The sequence below is a fragment of the Paraburkholderia sp. PAMB 6770 genome (assembly GCF_057748135.1).
This window is the reverse complement of record NZ_CM173238.1, coordinates 968,547-987,237: the sequence shown is the minus strand read 5'-3', so window position 1 is coordinate 987,237 and position 18,691 is coordinate 968,547. Positions and strand designations below refer to the sequence as shown.

Annotated in this window: 16 protein-coding genes; 10 read left to right on the top strand and 6 right to left on the bottom strand. The window is 65.3% G+C overall.

Annotation, left to right across the window (positions count from 1 at the left end):
• The first annotated feature begins 160 nt into the window (after window positions 1-160).
• The 7 genes from AC3AP7_RS04625 (at window position 161) to AC3AP7_RS04595 (ending at window position 9,277) form a co-directional block, all read left to right on the top strand.
• Window positions 161-1,087 carry a LysR family transcriptional regulator gene (locus tag AC3AP7_RS04625; protein WP_475765131.1) on the top strand — a complete coding sequence of 309 codons (927 nt, stop codon included), beginning with the start codon at window positions 161-163 and terminating at the stop codon, window positions 1,085-1,087.
• A gap of 31 nt (window positions 1,088-1,118) precedes the next feature.
• Window positions 1,119-1,796, top strand: a complete 678-nt coding sequence (locus tag AC3AP7_RS04620; protein WP_475765133.1) for a response regulator transcription factor — start codon at window positions 1,119-1,121, stop codon at window positions 1,794-1,796.
• 149 nt (window positions 1,797-1,945) lie between these two features.
• Window positions 1,946-5,107: an efflux RND transporter permease subunit gene (locus AC3AP7_RS04615; RefSeq protein ID WP_475765135.1), complete on the top strand. Its 3,162-nt coding sequence runs from the start codon at window positions 1,946-1,948 to the stop codon at window positions 5,105-5,107.
• A complete protein-coding gene (locus AC3AP7_RS04610) occupies window positions 5,104-6,384 on the top strand; it encodes an efflux RND transporter periplasmic adaptor subunit (protein WP_475765137.1) in 1,281 nt (426 codons plus the stop codon). Before AC3AP7_RS04615 ends, AC3AP7_RS04610 begins: the two co-directional genes overlap by 4 nt.
• Before the next feature lie 50 nt (window positions 6,385-6,434).
• Complete coding sequence (locus tag AC3AP7_RS04605; RefSeq protein WP_475765139.1) at window positions 6,435-7,883, top strand: efflux transporter outer membrane subunit; 1,449 nt, start codon at window positions 6,435-6,437, stop codon at window positions 7,881-7,883.
• A 36-nt stretch (window positions 7,884-7,919) separates the two neighbouring features.
• Window positions 7,920-8,789 (top strand): universal stress protein, encoded by an 870-nt coding sequence (locus tag AC3AP7_RS04600; RefSeq protein ID WP_475765140.1) that lies wholly within the window; start codon window positions 7,920-7,922, stop codon window positions 8,787-8,789.
• A gap of 224 nt (window positions 8,790-9,013) precedes the next feature.
• Window positions 9,014-9,277, top strand: coding sequence for a DUF4148 domain-containing protein (locus AC3AP7_RS04595; protein ID WP_475765142.1), 264 nt, complete (start codon window positions 9,014-9,016; stop codon window positions 9,275-9,277).
• A 427-nt stretch (window positions 9,278-9,704) separates the two neighbouring features.
• Here the strand turns inward: AC3AP7_RS04595 and AC3AP7_RS04590 are convergent, their stop codons facing one another.
• Window positions 9,705-9,998, bottom strand: coding sequence for a DUF4148 domain-containing protein (locus AC3AP7_RS04590; protein WP_475765143.1), 294 nt, complete (start codon window positions 9,996-9,998; stop codon window positions 9,705-9,707).
• 714 nt (window positions 9,999-10,712) lie between these two features.
• Here AC3AP7_RS04590 and AC3AP7_RS04585 point away from each other — a divergent pair.
• Window positions 10,713-11,978: a porin gene (locus AC3AP7_RS04585; protein ID WP_475765145.1), complete on the top strand. Its 1,266-nt coding sequence runs from the start codon at window positions 10,713-10,715 to the stop codon at window positions 11,976-11,978.
• A gap of 60 nt (window positions 11,979-12,038) precedes the next feature.
• On the opposite strand, the gene AC3AP7_RS04580 is transcribed toward AC3AP7_RS04585, so the two are convergent.
• Together AC3AP7_RS04580 and AC3AP7_RS04575 are read right to left on the bottom strand one after the other, a co-directional pair.
• Complete coding sequence (locus AC3AP7_RS04580) at window positions 12,039-14,405, bottom strand: DNA polymerase II (protein WP_475765147.1); 2,367 nt, start codon at window positions 14,403-14,405, stop codon at window positions 12,039-12,041.
• Window positions 14,406-14,495: 90 nt separating this feature from the next.
• Window positions 14,496-14,909: a (R)-mandelonitrile lyase gene (locus AC3AP7_RS04575; RefSeq protein WP_475767775.1), complete on the bottom strand. Its 414-nt coding sequence runs from the start codon at window positions 14,907-14,909 to the stop codon at window positions 14,496-14,498.
• Window positions 14,910-15,052: 143 nt separating this feature from the next.
• Here AC3AP7_RS04575 and AC3AP7_RS04570 point away from each other — a divergent pair, with 143 nt between their 5' ends.
• Window positions 15,053-15,949 (top strand): LysR family transcriptional regulator, encoded by an 897-nt coding sequence (locus tag AC3AP7_RS04570; protein ID WP_475767776.1) that lies wholly within the window; start codon window positions 15,053-15,055, stop codon window positions 15,947-15,949.
• An 85-nt stretch (window positions 15,950-16,034) separates the two neighbouring features.
• Here the strand turns inward: AC3AP7_RS04570 and AC3AP7_RS04565 are convergent, their stop codons facing one another.
• Together AC3AP7_RS04565 and AC3AP7_RS04560 are read right to left on the bottom strand one after the other, a co-directional pair.
• A complete protein-coding gene (locus AC3AP7_RS04565) occupies window positions 16,035-16,652 on the bottom strand; it encodes a glutathione S-transferase family protein (protein ID WP_475765148.1) in 618 nt (205 codons plus the stop codon).
• A gap of 76 nt (window positions 16,653-16,728) precedes the next feature.
• Window positions 16,729-17,094, bottom strand: a complete 366-nt coding sequence (locus AC3AP7_RS04560) for a hypothetical protein (protein ID WP_475765150.1) — start codon at window positions 17,092-17,094, stop codon at window positions 16,729-16,731.
• A gap of 84 nt (window positions 17,095-17,178) precedes the next feature.
• Here AC3AP7_RS04560 and AC3AP7_RS04555 point away from each other — a divergent pair, with 84 nt between their 5' ends.
• Window positions 17,179-17,625 carry a MarR family winged helix-turn-helix transcriptional regulator gene (locus tag AC3AP7_RS04555; protein ID WP_475765152.1) on the top strand — a complete coding sequence of 149 codons (447 nt, stop codon included), beginning with the start codon at window positions 17,179-17,181 and terminating at the stop codon, window positions 17,623-17,625.
• A gap of 22 nt (window positions 17,626-17,647) precedes the next feature.
• Here AC3AP7_RS04555 and AC3AP7_RS04550 read toward each other — a convergent pair whose 3' ends face one another.
• Window positions 17,648-18,574 (bottom strand): LysR family transcriptional regulator, encoded by a 927-nt coding sequence (locus AC3AP7_RS04550; protein ID WP_475765154.1) that lies wholly within the window; start codon window positions 18,572-18,574, stop codon window positions 17,648-17,650.
• Between the last annotated feature and the right edge of the window lie 117 nt (window positions 18,575-18,691).

The window sequence follows — 18,691 nt, the reverse complement described above, 5'->3', positions numbered from 1 at the left end:
TACGCGTGCTTGCGCTGCCTGCGCGGCCGCGCGTTTCTCCACGTTCCCGCGCGCGACCCCGCATCGATATCCCAACCCTAAAGAATGCTTAATGAGGATGCCGATTCCGCGTTAGCGCCCATCGGCCATCATGCAGGCTCGACAGTTTGGGTAACTTCCGATGAACCAGCTGCAGGCAATGCGTACCTTCGTACGGGTCGTTGAACTGGAGAGCTTCGTGCGCGCGGCGGAACAGCTCGGCATGTGCCCGTCCGCGGTCACACGCAGCGTGAGCATGCTCGAAGCGCATCTGCATACGCGTCTGCTGAACCGGACACCGCGCTGCCTGTCGCTGACCGAGGCGGGACGCATGTATTTCGAATCCGCCCGCGTCGTGATCGGGCAGCTCGACGATCTCGAAGCCGGCCTCGTGCGCTCGACGCGCGAGATGCGCGGCGCGCTGCGCGTCGCGAGTTCGGCGACGTTTGCGCAGACCGGGCTGTTCGGACTGATTGCCCGCTATCAGCAGGCCTATCCGCAGATCGACTTCGACGTGACGGTCTGCGACGGCGACATCGACCTGCTCTCCGGCGGTCACGACGTCGGCTTCTCGACCGGGCGCAACGTGCCGGATTCGACGATCGTGTGCCGGCAGCTGACCACGATCGACGAGGTCGCGGTCGCCTCGCCCGCCTATCTTGCGCTGCACGGCATGCCGTCGAACCCCGTTCACCTGAAGGACCACCGGCTGCTCGCCGCGCCGTGCGGACCGCGGCGCGCCACGTGGCGTTTCACGCACGGCGCGCAGGCGTACGGTGTCGACGTGACCTCCGCGCTGCGCGCGTCGAACAGCATCGGGGTCCGTTCGGCCGCGATCGCCGGCATGGGCATCGGCCTGCTGCCCGCGCCCGAGGTTCAGGACGATCTGGACGCGGGCCGTCTCGTCCGGGTGCTTGCGCCGTTCGCCGTGGCCAACGGCATGCGCCAGCTGTCGGTGATGTATGCCAGTCGAAGCCGGATCCCGCCGCGGGTCAGAAGCTTCGTCGACTTCACGATCGGATGGTATCGCGATGCAGACAACCTGTCCGTGCTGCGCGAAACCGCCTGAACCCCGTGCCACTTCCACTGCTCACGCAACGATGCCAAACATCCTGTCCGTCGACGATGATGAACTGATCATCCAGGAGATCCAGATGTCGCTCTCCGGAACCGGATACAACGTCGACATCGCCCATACCGGCCGCGCCGGACTCGCCCGCGTGATGGCGGGCCAGTACGACGTGGTGACGCTCGACCGCGTGCTGCCCGACATCGACGGCCTGTCGATTCTGTCCGCCATGCGCAACGTCGGCATCGAAACGCCGGTGCTGCTCGTGAGTTCGATGTCCGACGTCGACGAACGGGTGCGCGGTCTGCGCGCGGGCGGCGACGACTATCTGACGAAGCCGTTCGTGCCCGAGGAACTGGCCGCGCGCGTCGAGGTGCTGTTGCGCCGCAAGGCGCCGCTGTACATGCCGGAGACGATGCTGCGCGTCGGCGTGCTCGAACTGGACCTGATCCGCCGGCGCGCGACGCACGGCAGCGCCGAGCTCGACCTGCAGCCCACCGAGTTCCGGGTGCTCGAATACATGATGCGCAACCCTGGACAGGTGCTCACGCGCACGATGATTTTCGAAGGCGTGTGGGGCTGCCGCTTCGATCCCGGCACCAACCTGATCGACGTGCATGTCGGGCGTCTGCGCAAGAAGCTCGCCGTGCTCGGCGAGCACCCGGCGATCCGCACGATCCGCGGCTCCGGCTATCTGCTGAGCGAGTAGCGCAACCGCTGCGCCGATGACGCGCGTACCGGCCGCCGCTTGCGCGGCACCGGTCCGCGCAAGCGGCACGACGCGACACCGCGCTTCCCCGGTGGATGCGGTGCGCGTCCTGCTACGTCGATTGTGATGGATTTCCTCAACGGCCTTACATGAATGCAATTGTCCTGGTCGCGCTCAAGCGGCCACTGACCTTCGTGGTGATGAGCATCCTGATCGTGCTGTTCGGCGGGATGGCGGTGCTCAGAACGCCCACCGACATCTTTCCGGCGATCCGCATTCCCGTGGTCGCGATCGTGTGGACCTACAACGGCCTGTCGCCGCAGGACATGTCAGGCCGTGTGATCTACTACTACGAGCGCGCGCTCACCGCCACCGTCGCGAACATCCAGCACATGGAGAGCCAGTCGCTCTACGGGCGCGGCATCGTGAAGGTGTTCTTCCAGCCGGGCACCAACGTCGCCGAGGCGCAAGCGCAGATCACCGCGGCGTCGCAGACCGTGCTCAAGCAGATGCCCGCCGGTATCACGCCGCCGGAAATTCTCGTGTACAACGCATCGTCCGTGCCGGTGCTGAACCTGCAGGTTTCGGCGCCCGGCATGACCGCCGCACAGGTCTACGACATGGCGTCGAACCTGATCCGCCCGCAGCTGGTCGCGGTGCCGGGCGCAGCGATCCCGACGCCATACGGCGGCGCGTCGCTCGACGTCGAAATCGATCTGAACCAGACGAAGCTGCTCGCGCACGGGCTGTCGGCGGCCGACGTCGCGCGCACGCTCAGTACGCAGAACGTCGTGCTGCCGGCCGGCGACCAGAAGATCGGCGCGCTCGACTTCATGGTCCAGACCAACGCGACGCCTGTTGCGGTCTCCACCTTCAACAACATGCCGATCAAGACGGTCAACGGCGCGACCGTCTATCTGCGCGACGTCGCCCACGTCTACCGCGGCTCGCCGCCGCAGATCAACGCGGTGCTCGTGAAGGGCAAGCAGGCGGTGCTGATCGAGGTGCTCAAGAGCGGCAACGCGTCGACGCTGCAGGTGGTCGACGGCATCAAGAAGGCACTGCCGGGCATCATCCGCACGCTGCCGCCCGGCGTGAAGATCACGCCGTTAAACGATGCGTCCGGCTTCGTGCGCGACTCGGTGCGCGAAGTGGTGCAGGAGATGGTCACGGCCGCGATCCTCACCGGGCTCACCGTGCTGCTGTTCCTCGGCAGCTGGCGCTCGACGCTGATCGTGGCCACCTCGATCCCGCTTGCGATCCTGTGCTCCGTGCTCGCGCTGTCGTGGCTCGGACAGACCATCAACGTGATGACGCTCGGGGGGCTTGCGCTCGCGGTCGGCATTCTGGTTGACGACGCAACCGTGATGATCGAGAACATCGATTCGCACCTGGAGGCGGGTGCCGAACTCGAACCGGGCATCATCGAGGCCGCCAACCAGATCGTCGTGCCGACCTTCGTCGCGACACTGTGCATCTGTATCGTGTGGCTGCCGCTGTTCCAGCTGTCAGGCGTGGCCGGCTATCTGTTCCTGCCGCTCGCCGAGGCGATCGTGTTCGCGATGATCGCCTCGTTCATCCTGTCGCGCACGCTCGTGCCGACGATGGCCGCCTACCTGCTGCGTGGTCAGGTCGAGCAGCACAAGCATGGGCACACCGGCACGCCGGGTCCGTTCACCCGCTTCCAGCGCGGCTTCGAACATCGCTTCACGCGCTTTCGCACCGGCTACAAGGAGGTGCTGACCGGTATCGTCGCGCAACGCGGGCGCTTCATTCCCGGCTTCCTCGCGCTGGCGGTGGCCTCGCTCGGCCTGATCACGTTTCTCGGCCGCGATTTCTTCCCGAGCATCAAGTCCGGCGAGATCGAGATGCACATGCGCGCGCCGATCGGCACGCGCCTCGAAGAAGCCTCGCGCCTTGCGGTACTCGTGAACCAGCAGATCCGCAACATCCTGCCCGGCAAGGTCACCAACGTGCTGGACAACTGCGGCCTGCCGGCGAGCGGCATCAACGAGGCGTACAGTTCGACCGGCACGATCGGGCCGCAGGACTGCGACATCACGATCAGCCTGAACAGCGACCGCTCCCCGGTCGACGCGTATCGCTTCGCGCTGCGCCGCAAACTGCCGTCGCTTTTCCCGGGCACGACCTTCACGTTCCTGCCGGGCGACATCACCGCGAAAATCCTGAACTTCGGCCTGCCCGCGCCGATCGACGTGCAGATCGCCGGGCGCGGCCAGCAGGCGAACTATGCATTCGCGCAGAAGCTCGCCGCGCGCCTGCGGCGCATCCCGGGCGCCGCCGACGTGAATATCCAGCAGGCGATGAACGAGCCGACGCTGAAGGTCAGCGCGTCGCGCTCGTTCGCCTCGGGGATGAATCTCACGGAAGCCGACATCGCCAACAACGCGCTCGCCACGCTGTCGGGCAGCGGCCAGACCGCGCCGACCTACTGGCTCGACACGTCGAGCGGCGTATCGCACCTCGTGAACATGCAGACGCCTCAGGACCAGCTGACGTCGATCAACGATCTGGAGACGATCCCGATCGACAGCGGCAACGGCGACCCCGGCGGCAAGGGTGTGCAACTGCTCGGCGCGCTCAGCCGCATCACGCAGACCGGTACGCCGCTGCTCGCGACGCACTACAGCATCCTGCCGGCCATCGACATCTTCGTGAGCAACCAGCGGCGCGATCTCGGCGCGGTCAACGACGCAGTGGAGAAGGTCGTCAACGAGATGAAGGACCAGGTCCCGCACGGCGCGACGGTGCACCTGCGCGGCCAGGCGCAGACGATGGGCAGCGCCTACTCGCAGCTGCTCGAAGGGCTCGCGCTGTCGATCCTGCTCGTGTATCTCGTGATCGTCGTGAATTTCCAGTCGTGGCTCGATCCGTTCATCATCATCACGGCGCTGCCGGGCGCGCTCGCCGGCATCGTGTGGAGCCTCTTCCTCACGCACACGACGCTGTCGGTGCCGGCGCTCACCGGCGCGATCATGTGCATGGGCACGGCCACCGCGAACTCGATTCTCGTCGTGTCGTTCGCCCGCGATCACCTCGCCGTGCACGGCGACCCGGTCGCCGCCGCAATCGAAGCCGGGTACGCCCGTATCCGTCCGGTCCTGATGACCGCCCTCGCGATGATCATCGGCATGTTGCCGATGTCCTTCAGCAACACCCAGAACGCACCGCTCGGGCGCGCCGTGATCGGCGGCCTGCTGGTCGCGACCTTCGCCACCCTGCTCTTCGTGCCTTGCGTTTTCGCATTCCTGCATCGCGGCAACAAGGCAAACCGGGACTTGCACGCATGAGAACCCTTCGAGAAACGACCGTTACACGGCACCCCAAGGCACGCCTGCTGACGATTGCCGCTTTGCTCGCCGCCGCCGGACTCGTCGTCGTCGGCATCGTGCAGCGGCACGACAATGTCGTGGAGCTGCAGACCCTCTCCGACGAAAACGCCGTTCCGCCGGTTCAGGTGATCACGCCGATGCCGGGTCCGGCAACCCGCTCGATGACGTTGCCGGGCAACATCCACGCGTGGTACTCCGCGCCGATCTATGCGCAGGTGTCCGGCTACGTGAAGAAGTGGTACAAGGACTACGGCGCCGTCGTGAAGGCCGGCCAGCTGCTCGCGACCATCGACGCGCCGGCGGTCGACGAGCAGTATGAAAGCGCGCTCGCCGATCTCGACGTCGCGCGCACCCAATATACGCTCGCGGAAGTGACCGCGCGACGCTGGACCGCGCTGGAGGGCACGCAGGCAGTCTCGCAGCAGGAAGTCGACGTGCAGGTCGCGAACGCGGCCGCGCAGAAGGCGCGCGTGCGCGCCGCCGAACACAAGGTTGCGCGCTACAAGGTGCTTGAGGGCTTCAAGAACATCGTTGCGCCGTTCGACGGCGTCGTGACCTCGCGCAATACCGACGTGGGCAACTACGTGAACGCGGCGGGCGGCGATGTCAGCCAGGCAGGCGCCGCCGACGAACTCTTCAGCGTGGCCGATATTCACGAGATGCGCGTGTTCGTGTCGGTGCCGCAGGACTACTCGCAGATCCTGAAGCCGGGCCTGACCGCGACGCTGTCGCTGCCGCAATACCCCGGCCGCACCTTCAAGGCCACCTTCGACACGACGGCGAACGCGTTCAATCCGCAAACCCGCACGGTCGTCACCGAACTGCTGGTGCCGAACCCGGACCATCTGATCTGGCCGGGCACCTATACGGACGTGCACTTCGTCATCCCATCGGATCCGCACATCCTGATCGTGCCCGAGCAGGCGCTGCTGTTCCGCGCCCAGGGCATGCAGGTCGCCCTCGTCGGACCGCACGACCGCGTGCATCTGCAGAACGTCAAGCTCGGCCTGAATCTCGGCCAGACGGTGCAGGTCGTCGACGGCCTGAAGCCGACCGACCGGCTCGTCGTCAATCCGTCGGCGGGCATTCTCGAAGGCGAGAAGGTGCGCATCGTCGCCGGCGCGCCCGGCGTCGCGCTGAGCCAGCCGATTCCGGCGCCGCCGCCGGTACCCGATAACCTGAGCGACGAACAGCGCGCGAAGGTCGAAGCCGCCCGTAACGATCCGGACAAATGATGCGTCGATTTCCTTCCACCAGGCACCTCGTCTGCCTGGCTGCCCTCTGTTTGCTTTCAGGTTGCGATCTCGCTCCGGTCTATCACCCGCCCAGCATGGTGCTGCCGGCCGATTACCGCGGCTCCGGGCCGTTCGTCGAAGCAGACCCGCAGGACCAGATTCCGCGCGGGCCGTGGTGGCAGATGTTTGCCGACCCCGAACTCGACCGGCTGGAACGCCAGCTCGACGCGGCCAATCCGGACCTGAAAGCCGCGCAGGAAACCTATACGCAGGCACGCGACGTCGTCGGCGAAGCCCGCTCGGGACTCTTCCCGCAGATCAACACACAGGCGTTCACAAGCGAGAACAAGGAGTCGGCGCACTCGCTGTTCCATAGCGGAACCGGACCGTATCAGGAGGCCTCTAACGGATATGGTGCCGACGCGTCGTGGGAGCCCGACTTCTGGAGCGAAATCCGCAACACGGAGAAACGCGCAAGCGAGTACGCGCAAGGCACTGCCGCTCTCGTCGCATCGGCGCGACTGAGCCTGCAGATGGAACTGGCAAACGACTACATGGCGGCACACGGGCTCGATACCGAGCACGCGGCCTACACGCGCGCCATCGCGCTGTACGCGAACGCGGTGCGCATCACGCGGATGCGCTACGAAGGCAAGATCGCGTCCGGGCTCGACGTCGCGCGCGCGGAAAACCAGCTCTCCGCAGCCGAAGCGCAGGATACCGACGTCGAGGCGCGGCGCGCCGTGCTGGAACACGCGATCGCCGTACTGGCCGGGCAGAATCCGACCACCTTCCGGCTGCCGGTCCGCACCGACTCGCACATCATGCTGCCCGAAGTGCCGGCGGGCGTGCCGTCGGCGCTGCTGCAGCGACGCCCCGACATCGCCGCCGCCGAACGCTCGATGGCCGCGGCCAACTCGGCGATCGGCATTGCGCGCGCCGCGTTCTATCCGAACATCCGCATCGACGCGATGGCCGGCTTCGAGGATACCGGCGGCGCGCTCGCGTCGCTGCCAAACGCGCTGTGGGCCGTCGGTGCGTCGGCCATGCTTCCGCTCTTCGAGGGCGGGCTGCGCAAGGCCGAGGTGCAGGCGAGCTGGTCGCAGTTCGCGCAGTCGGGCGACGCGTACAAGTCCACCGTGCTCACCGCGTTCCAGCAGGTCGAAGACGACCTTTCGCTCACGAGCAAGCTCTCCATCGAGGAGGTCCAGCAGGAAGCAGCACTGCAGGCCGCATTGAAGGTCCAGAAGATCGCGATGAGCCTCTATACCGATGGGCTCGACAACTATCTGAACGTGACCGTCGCGCAGATCGCCGCATTGACTGCGCAGATCACCGAGGTGCAGGTACAGACGCGCCGGCTGCAAACCGCGGTGTCGCTGATCGGCGCGCTCGGCGGGGGCTGGCGCGAAGCGGATCTGCCCACCCGCGAACAGACAATTCCATTTAATCCGCTTAGCCTTGGCGCGGCGCCGCACGACGTGCAGGAGCCGCAGTAAAAAGGCCGACAACACAGCAGTCAAGAGGGATGGGACATGGCCTATCAAGACATTCTCGTGCACGTCGATGCGAGCGAGGCGGGCCATGCGCGGCTTCGCCTCGCGGCGGACCTCGCACGACGGCACGGCGCGCGGCTGAGCGCGCTGCATGTGCGCGAATACAGTATCGAGCAGCAGCACCAGTTGCGCTCCGCCGAACTGGGACTCGCCTCGAGCCAACGCACCGATGCGCTCACGCGCGACATCGACAGCGCGCTCGACCGCGATGCCGACGCGCTGCGCGCGCAGCTTGCACAGTTGCAGCGCACGCTGTCGCTCGACACCGCATGGCACGCGCTCGAAGGCGCCGCGCACAAGATCGTGCCGCAGCGCGCGCGCTATGCGGACCTGACCGTCGTCGGCTACGATCCGTGTGAAAACGCCGCGCTGCCCGACGACTACTCGTTCGCCGAGACGATGCTGTTCACGACCGGCCGGCCGCTGCTGATCGTCCCGTCGGGCGCGTCGGCCACGCTCGCGGCCACGCTCGGCGAACGCATCGCGATCGCGTGGAACGGCAGCCGCGCGTCGGCCCGCGCGCTTTCCGACGCGTTGCCGCTCGTGCAGCAGGCTAAGCACACCACGGTACTCGTCGCCGCCCCGGATCGCTTCGCGCATCCCGAGCGCGTCGACCCGGCTTCGATCCTCGACCACGTCAAGCTGCACACCGCGCACGCGCACTATTGCGCGCTGCCCGACACCGAGGGCTCGGTCGGCGACGCGCTGCAGGACGCCGCGCTCGCATGCGGCGCCGACATGCTGGTATGCGGCGCGCACGGCAGAGCGCGGCTGTGGGAAAAAATGCTCGGCAGCGTGACACGCGATCTCTTCGCGCGCATGCGCCTGCCGGTACTGATGTCCTACTGAGCGTACACGCGGCGGCGCATGCCGCCGCCTGGCTTCACCCTGTCGTCGCACGACACACCTCGCGTTCCGGCTCCGCGCATCGTGCGCCGCGTCGCCTTAAAAATCTCTTCATCCAGATGCTCGGCTTGCGATAGCCCTCCCGCTCTATGCTGAATCCACTGGGTCGCGCGCCAGCCGGGCATCCCGCCCGACGCACCGCGACTCCCCAGCACGGAGAAATGTCCATGAAATACCTGAGCGCTACCGCGCTGCTATGTCTGCTCGCCGCATCGCCGGCCTTCGCTCAATCCGCCCCCGGTGCGCAGCCCGCGATGTCGGGCGGCGCCGCTGTCACATCGAATGCGGCCTCGCAAAACGGGCAATGGGTGCCGCCGTATGGCCAGCCCGTGATGGAAAAAACGCGTGCGCAGGTCTACCAGGAACTCGTTCAGGCCGAACAGGATGGTCAGCTCGCGTATCTGAACAGCACCGTCTACGCGCATCACTGAACCCATCAACCGCGCCACGGAGGTTTGCATGATGAAGCGCCACCGCTTACGGGTCACCCTTTTACGCATCGGTCTGTGTGCCTTCGCGGGCGCCCTGCTAGGCGGGTGTGCATCGCTGCATCCGTCGCCGAACGGTCCGGGAAACTGCGTGGGGCCGCCCGACTTCTGCGTACCGTACTTCGGGACGTGAATCCCGGGCGAGGCGCCGGCCGGGACACGATCCCGGCACAACCCTTCCTTGCCTGACGGGAATGCGTCGACGCGCATTCCCGTCTTCGTCTTTTTTTGTGCCTTCTTCAAGCGTCTTTTATTCGTTCCCACCGTCCATCAGCAGCCCGCACGGCACGTTGCTCCACGCGACGCGCGCGGCCCGGGGCGGCTCCTGCGCCGCCCCGGGCCTGAGCGAACAGCGGCAAGCGAAGGCCACCTATCCGTTCGAACTCGCACCGGGGGTCATGCAATCCTGGCGATATTCCGCATGCAGCTTGTGCTCTGCCCGCTGAATCTGGCGCGGGTAGTACGGATCGTCCGGCGACGGGTGGTATCCCACCGCTTCGAGTTCTGCCAGTTCCTGCATCAGTTCTGCATGCGTGACGCCATGCACCGGCTGAACGAACGGATATTCATGGCATTGCTGCGGCGTCAGCCCCGGCGCCGCGAATGTCGCAGCACTAAACGTCATCAGGGCAACGGTTCCGAGAGCGTAGAAGGGCAGTTTCATGGCTTTTTCCTTAGTACAATTGAATGAAATCTGCTGTGCCCGACCTGACCTGGATAAACACGGTTCGGCAAGCACGCCGAACCCGGCGGGAAAAAGCAGGCACAACACTGTCAGGATAGATTCCAGCGCTGAAATGCAGCTTTCCCAAGGATGAAGATTGATTTACCTCGGGTCGCGCGCGAATGTCTTACCGGAACGCCGGCACAGACGTCCAGCAAATGGCGCATTTTCCCGACTAAATACATCTTTTAATCACCCAGCCCATTCCGGCATCGGAGCGCGGATATCGTTTTTACGTCCGCCGCCGGTTGAGAATGACTATTTGACCGACTAACAGCACACCCGCTGCGTAAGCCTATCCGCCTCGCGAACGCCGTGCAGAGCGACGATCCGGGCAATCGCCGGCGGCGCCAATTCCTCCATTCCAGACCGCTTGTCACTGGATATTTGTGAAATTCTGAATTTTTGTTTCAGGAAATCTGAATCAGCGAGATTCCTTTACCATCGCCACGAATCTGTCATATTTCTTTCATAAATATATTTTTCTTAAATGGAATACCCATGTATTTCCCGCATGGATTGAAATCCGCGGCGACAGGCTAGTCCGCGCTGTCGTCCTCTCGTTTGCCCCAGCCGGTCGGCGCGAAGGCAGCCCTCTTCGCGTGAAAGTCGTGATCTGCATCGCTACGGATCATTCAAAATCAGGAGACAAACGTGGTAAAGAAACTTGCTTTGGCAGGAATGGTGGCCTTGCTCGCGTCCCACGCATACGCGGACGACGTGAACAGCATCACGCTGTACGGCATTCTCGATACGGCAGTCGGCATGGAAGAACACAGCGGGAACGGCAGTCCGACCTTCCCATCCACGGTCAACCCGGTCAGCAAGACAAAATTCGCGAATTCCGTGTGGGGAATGTTCAACGGCGGCCTGTCGGATTCGCGCTGGGGCTTGCGCGGCAACGAGAGCCTGGGCGGCGGCATGAGCGCATTCTTCGATCTGGAATCGGGCATCGACGTCAACTCGGGCTCGCTGAACAACACGGCCGCCTCGATCGCCGGCGCGAACAACGCGGTCGGCGCGCCGTCCGCGCTCAACGGACAGCTGTTCAACCGGGCGGCGTATGTCGGCCTCAAGCAGGACGAATACGGTTCGCTGGAGTTCGGCCGTACACCGACGCTCGGCTTCTATACCGTCGTCAATTACGACCCGATGTTCGCCTCGCAGCTGTTCTCCCCACTTGGCTTCTCCGGGTCGTATTACGCCGGGGGGATTACCGAAGGCTCGCGCACGGACAACAACGTGGTTTATACGAACCACTTCGGCCCGATCAACGTCGGGCTGTCCTATGGCCTGGGCGACCAGGCCGGCAACTTCGCCGCCGGTTCGTCGTGGGGCGCGAATCTCGGCTATGAGGCGCACGGCTTCGGCGTTCAGGCCACATGGTACGAAGCGCGCGACATGCTGCATTCGACGTCGCTCACGGGCGCCAATCCGGTCGGCAGCGCGCTGATCGGCACCAACGTCGGCCCGCTGACACTCGACAACGACGAAGACTTCCTGATCGCCGCGAAGTACACATTCGATGGCGCGACGATCAAGGGCGGCTACGAGCGCTATGAATTGCAGGCGCCGTCCAACCCGGTCGTCGCCGGCTCGACCGCCGACTACTTCGGCTACGTAGGTCAGGTCACGGATCAGGCAGCGACCTCGCTGAACAACGTGTACTTCATCGGCGGGGACTACAAGATCACGCCGGCACTCGATCTGGCCGCTGCCTTCTACGACACGCAGACCATGCAATCGGCGCAGGTCGCGGGCGGCAACCAGCTTCAGTACTCGCTGCTCGCCGATTACCAGTTGAGCCGCCGCACCGACGTCTACGCCGGCTATATGTTCTCGAAGTTCAACGGCTCCGCGTTCAACGGATTCCAGCCGACCAACTACGTCGTCGCCACCGGCATACGCACGATGTTCTGACGAGTCGGCCCGCCGGCGCCGCGGGCCGCGACCGCCCGAATGGGGAGCGGCCTGCGAGCGCTAGAAAAGCCTTGTCTGGCCCGACGTCAACGAGTCGAAGTCCTCGTTCAGAAAGACAAGAATCGCATCGGCGACGGGCTGCAGCTGGCGCGTCACGTAGAACGCGTAATCCACCGGCGCCGCCAGCGTTTCCAGCGGCTGCGGCCCGGCCACGGTCATCACGTAGCTGATCCACCCGCCGTTCTGATACTGCAGCGGCCGCCCCTTCGCGCGGTTGAACTCGTCCGCGACGCGCGCCGCCCGCACGTGCGGCGGGACGTTGCGCCGATAGTCGCTCAACGGACGGCGCAGACGCTTCCTGTAGACGAGCTGGTCGTCGAGTGCGCCGCTCAGCGTGCGGCGAACGTAGTCGCGAATATAGTCGGCGTAGGGCTCGCGCCTGAATACGCGCCGATACAGTTCGCGCTGGAACTGCTGCGCAAGCGGCGTCCAGTCCGTGCGCACCGTTTCGAGCCCCTTGAAGACGACGTCCTCGCTGTCGTCGCCGGTTCGCGTGAGCCCGGCGTAACGCTTCTTGCTGCCCTCCTCCGCCCCGCGCACCGTCGGCATCAGAAAGCGCGAATAGTGCCGCTCGAATTGCAGTTCGAGCGCGCTGTCGAGCGCGTAGCGGGTGCGCAACTCCGTCTTCCACCAGGCATTGACCTGCGCGACGAGCGCATGGCCGGTTCGCACGGCGTCTTCCTCCGAGTGCGGACGCTTGAGCCAGACGAACGTCGAGTCGGTGTCGCCGTAGATCACCGCATAGCCTTGCGCCTCGATAAGCTCGCGCGTCTTGCGCATGATCTCGTGCCCGCGCATCGTGATCGACGACGCGAGCCGCGGATCGAAGAAGCGGCAACCGGTCGAACCGAGCACCCCGTAAAACGCATTCATGATGATTTTCAGCGCCTGCGACAGCGGCGCATTCCGCTGACGCTTCGCCTGATCGCGGCTCTCCCACACCTGCTGCACGATCGCCGGAAGACAGTGCCTGTCGCGTGCAAATCGCGCGCCGAGAAAGCCCGGCACGGACTGCGCGTCGGACGGTTGCGCGAGGCCCTCGATCAGCCCGACGGGATCGATGAGAAAGGTGCGGATAATCGACGGATAGAGGCTCTTGTAGTCGAGCACCAGCACGGAATCGTAGAGGCCGGGACGCGAGTCCATCACGAAGCCGCCCGGGCTGTTTTCGCCCGCGACATCGCCGAGATTGGGCGCGACATAGCCGAGCCGGTGCATTCTCGGCAGATACAGATGCGTGAACGCCGCGACCGATCCGCCGCTGCGGTCGACGGGAAGACCCGTCACCGACGCGCGTTCGAGCAGGAAAGCGATCAGGTCGGTTTTCTCGAAGATGCGCGTGACGAGCTCGCAATCCTTGAGGTTGTAGCGCGCGAGCGCGGGCTTGTCCTCGTCGAAGCGGCGCTGGATTTCGTCCATCCGCTGATACGGGTTGTCGATCGCCTTGCCTTCGCCGAGCAGCGCTTGCGCGACGTATTCGAGGCTGAACGAAGGAAAACTCCATGTCGCCGAGCGCAGCGCTTCAATGCCGTCAATGATCAGGCGGCCGGCCGCTGCCGCGAAATAATGCTGCTGCCGCATGCCGTGTTCGCGCCACTCCATCGGCTCGCCGCCGCGTCCGAAACGCAGCGGCACGCCATACTGTTCGGCATGCGCGCGCAACACGCGCAGATCGAACTGAACGAGGTTCCAGCCGATGATCGCGTCGGGGTCGTGCGTCGCAATCCACGCGTTCAATCGCTCCAGCATCTGCGCCCGGTCCTCGCAGTACACCAGCTGAAAATCGAGGTCGGCTGCCTGAACGTTTTCCGGGCCCAGCATGAATACCTGGCGCTCGCCGCAACCTTCGAGAGCGATCGAATAGAGCGCACCCTGCGCGCTCGTTTCGATATCGAGCGACACCAGCTTCAGGTGCGGGCGATACTGCGCCGCCGGCCGCAGCTCGCCGTCGAGCAGCCGGCCCGCGTCATCCGGCTCGCCGCGAAAGCGCACCGGCGCCGTGATGAAGCGCTCCATCATGTAGCGGTCGGCCGGCTGAATGTCCGCCTCGTACACGTCCACGCCTGCCTGCACAAGGCGCTTCGCCACGCCCGCGAGATGGCGGTAGTGCGGTGTGTAGAGTCCGAGCACCGGGCGCTGGCGAAAGTCCCGGAGCGACAGCGGACGAAGCTCGACGCGCGCGTCGTCCTGCAGCACCCGCGCGGCCTCGGCCTGCTGGCTGGCCGGAACGAACGCCACACACGGTTGCGGACGCAACCGCAGCAGACGCGGCCCGGCTTGCGTGGACAGCCAGAACTCGACCTCGGTATGCGTGCCGACGTCGCGCCAGTGGCGCGTCAGAATGTAGCCTTCCTGAAGCCTGTCCAATCCTTTACCCGGCAGTCTGCCTGATTGCGTAGTCTGCGGGATTCTATCGCTTGCGCGGCGAAATCGCCGCGACCGCCTGTCATGACACGCTCACCGTTGCGACGGCGCCGCCCCCCGGTACTGTTCGTCGCTGACGTGCTCGAACCAGTCGGCCACCTTGCCGTCGAGCGCCTCCTGGATTGCGATATGCGTCATCGACGTGTCGGCGGACGCGCCATGCCAATGCCGGACACCCGCGGGAATCCATACGACGTCGCCCGGCCGGATCGTCTCGAGCGGTCCGCCCCACCGCTGCACATGGCCGCAGCCCGCCGTCACGATCAGCGTCTGGCCGAGCGGATGCACATGCCATGCGGTGCGGGCACCCGGCTCGAACGTCACGCTGCCGCCCGAGGCGCGCGTCGCGTCGTTCGGCTGGAACAGCCTGTCCACCCGCACGTCGCCTGTGAACCAGTCCTGCGGACCTTTCGCGGAAGACACGCTCCCACAACGCCTGACCTCGATTTCATCTGCCATCTCCGACTCCTTGTGCGCTTGTGTCCGATCGCCGGGCGATGCACCCGGCGCACGACGGCTGCACTGTACCGCCCGACCGGCTCCCGCCGGTAGCTGCTAGACTTCGCAAACAGCCATGAGCCGGATTCATGATGTCGAACATCGACCTTAACGTGCTGCGGGCATTCTTCATCGTGGCGCGCGAGCGCAGCTTCACGCGCGCGGCGGCGCAGCTCGGTGTATCGCAATCGGCGTTGAGCCATGCGATGCGCGGTCTGGAGGAAAAGCTGGGGTTGCGCTTGCTGACCCGCACCACCCGGGGCGTCGCGCCCACCGAAGCCGGCGAGCGCCTGCTGTCGAACGTCGGTCCCCATTACGAAGAAATCGACGCCGAACTGGCGTCGCTCGGCGCGCTGCGCGACAAGCCCGCCGGGCTGATCCGCATCTCGGCTCACGATCATGCGGCGGATACGGTCCTCTGGCCGAAGCTGAACGGCGTGCTGCGCCGCTATCCCGACCTCTGCGTCGAGATCGACATCCACTACGGAATGGTCGACATCGTGACCGGCCGCTTCGACGCCGGCGTGCGCAGCGGAGACCTGATCGCGCAGGACATGATTGCCGTGCGTATCGGCCCGGATTTCCGCATGGCGGTCGTCGCTTCGCCCGCGTATCTGAACGCAACCGGGCGCCCCGCCACCCCGCGCGATCTTGCCGCTCATGCGTGCATCAACCTGCGCCTGCCGACACACGGCGGCCTGTATGCGTGGGAATTCGCGAGGAACGGCGACGCGCAGCACGTCAACGTGCGCGGTCAGCTGATCTTCAATACCACGCCCCGGATGCTCGAAGCGGCACGGGCGGGATACGGGCTTGCCTATGTGCCGCACGACGTTGCCGCGCCCCATCTCGCCGAGGGCACGTTACAGAGCGTGCTCGACGACTGGTGCCCGCGCGTGCCTGGCTATCACCTTTACTTCGCGAATCGTCGCCAGACGTCGCCCGCATTTGCGGTGATCGTCGACGCGCTGCGGTACCGCGACGGATAACGCACGCGTCGCCGGCATCCGGAGCATTCGACTGCGCGCGCGGATCGGCCCGCGGACAACGCGGCGCCGCCGCACGCGCGCTGCGTCACGCCGCCTTGCGCGCCTGCGCGATACGCTGCGGCGCCTCCGGGCGCGCATACAGACGTTCGAGATACGCCCGCAAGCGCGGAAACCCGTCGAGCAACCCGCATTCATCGGCCCAGTCGATCAGATAGACCGTCACGCAATCGGCCACCGTCAACCGGTCGCCCACGATGAACGCACGCCCTTCGAGATGCCGGTCGAGAACGACGGCCATCGACGCAAAGTCCTCGCGCGCGAGTTCGATGTCCGCGGGCGAGCGCTTGTCCGGCGGATAAAGCATCGTATGGCGGGCGATTCGCCAGAGCGGCTGTTCGAGTTCGGTGACGGCGAAGAGCGTCCAGCGATACGCCTGCGCCCGCTCGTCGAGATCGACCGGCAACAGGCCCCGCTCCGGATATTTATCGGCCAGATAGAGCACGATCGCCGCCGACTCCGGAATCACCCGATCGCCGTCGACCAGCACGGGCACCCGCCCCGCCGGATTCAGGCGCAGGAATTCGGGCCGCCTGTGTTCGCCCTGAAGCAGATTGACCGACACGTACTCGAACGTCGCGTCGACCTCGTGCAACCCCCACAGCGCCCGTTGCGAGCGGGTGCCGGCAAATCCGTACAGTTTCATCACGTGTCTCCAGAGTGTCGAAAACGCCGGCGCGCCCGTATCGGCGCGATACCGGCCGGCGCGGCGAGCGGGCCGCTCACGCGCCGGGTATCGGCAACACGGGCATCACTTCGACGGCCGTACCCGGAAAGATCGTGAAATGCGGATGATTCTCGAACAATTTGGCGGCCGCCTCGTGCGAGGTGCTGCGCACGACCGTGAAGCCGGCCAGCGCATTGCTCGTCTCCGTGATGCCGTGCTCGTCGATGGCCCGGGTTTTGCCGAGCGGGCCGCCCATGTCCACGATCGCCGCCTGATGCTGGGCGACCCACGCCTTCCATGCCGCGATGCCCTCCCGCTCGCGCACGCGCCGCTCGTCTTCGGGCAGCGACCACCACGCCTGCGTACGCGGCGAGTCCTTGCTGCCGAGAAAAACTGCCAGAAACAGCTGTTGATCGCTCATGCGTCCTCCATGCCGATGAAAAGGGCAACGGGATGTCGCCCGACCGGCGTTGACAATATAGGTTGATACCAACATAATTGCAACATGGCACGCACCAGAAAGCTTCCGTTTGAAACCACGCTCCTCGTGCGGGACTGCTGCCTGTGTCTGCACATGCAGCGCGCCGCACGCAATCTCGCGCGACTATTCGACGACGCGCTGCGCGACCTCGACCTCACGAACGGGCAGTTTTCGCTGCTGATGTCGCTCAACCGGCCGCAGCCGCCCGCGATGAAAGCGGTGTCGTCGTTACTCGCAATGGACCGCACCACCCTGACGGCCGCGCTCAAACCGCTTGAGCGGCGCGGCCTGGTCCGCATCCAGCAGGATCCGGACGACCGGCGCAGCCGCCTGCTCATGCTGACGCCGCACGGGCAGCAACTGCTCGCCGAGGCGTTTCCAATCTGGCAACGCACGCACGCCGAAATCGAGAGACCGTTTGCGCCCGGCGAAATCGAGCAACTGCGCCGCCAGTTGCGCGCGCTGTCGTAGCGCGGCGCCGGTCCGTGCCCGTTTACCGCGCTTTGGCAGGCGGTTCCACGAACAACGCGACGATGACTTCGCGCAGCCATGCAAGTCCCCGGTCCGCGAGACTTCGCCGATGCCAGAAGCAATGCGTCTCCAGTTCCGGCAAGCGGATCGGCGGCCGGATCGCGCGCAACGCGAGGGGCCGCTCGAACTGCCGGGCCAGTTTGAACGGCACCGTGACGACGGCATCGGAGGCCGCAACCACGAACGGCGCCGTGAGAAAACTCGATACGCGGTCGTTCGATGACGGACGTATCCCCGCTTTCTCCATGCGTTTCTGGATCTCGACGTAAGGACTCGCCGGATTCGACACGAAGATGTGCCGCGCCTCCCGGTACCGCGCGAGCGAAAGGGGCGCCTGCGCCGCGAACGGATGAGCGGCCCGAACCAGACTCACGCAAGGCTGCCTGAACAGGAAAAGCTGAAGCAGGCTGTCCGCCATGTCGTCATGAGGACCGAGCGCGAGATCGATGCGCCCTTCCTGCAGGTCTTCGCGCAACGCGACGCCGCTGGCGTACGACACCTCGATCCGCACGCGCGGCGCATGCTGCGCGCAGTAGGCCAGCAGCGGCGGCATGAAATAGACCTCGCCCACGTCCGTCATGCCGATCACGAAGCGGCGCGTATCGGTGGACGGATCGAACGTATCCCTGCGGCTCAACGCGGCCTGCAGCAATGCCATCCCCTCATCCACGTCGCCGGCGATCAGCGCAGCGAGCCGGGTCGGCTGCATCGTCTGCCCGGAACGCACCAGCAGTTCGTCCCCGATGGTCGCGCGCAGGCGCGCCAGCGCATTGCTCGCCGCGGGCTGAGACATGTTCAGGCGGCGCGCGGTCGCCGATATGTTGCGGGTCTCCATCAGGTCCTTGAAGATCACGAGGAGATTCAGGTCGATCTCACGAAGCTGGCGCACGCTCATCTTGTCTATTCATGAAGTGAATGGCATTTATTCACCATAGGTCGTTGCGATTATAGCTTTCGGCTCCGACAATGTGAGGTACTTCGGGCTGCCGCCCCACGATTCAGGAGA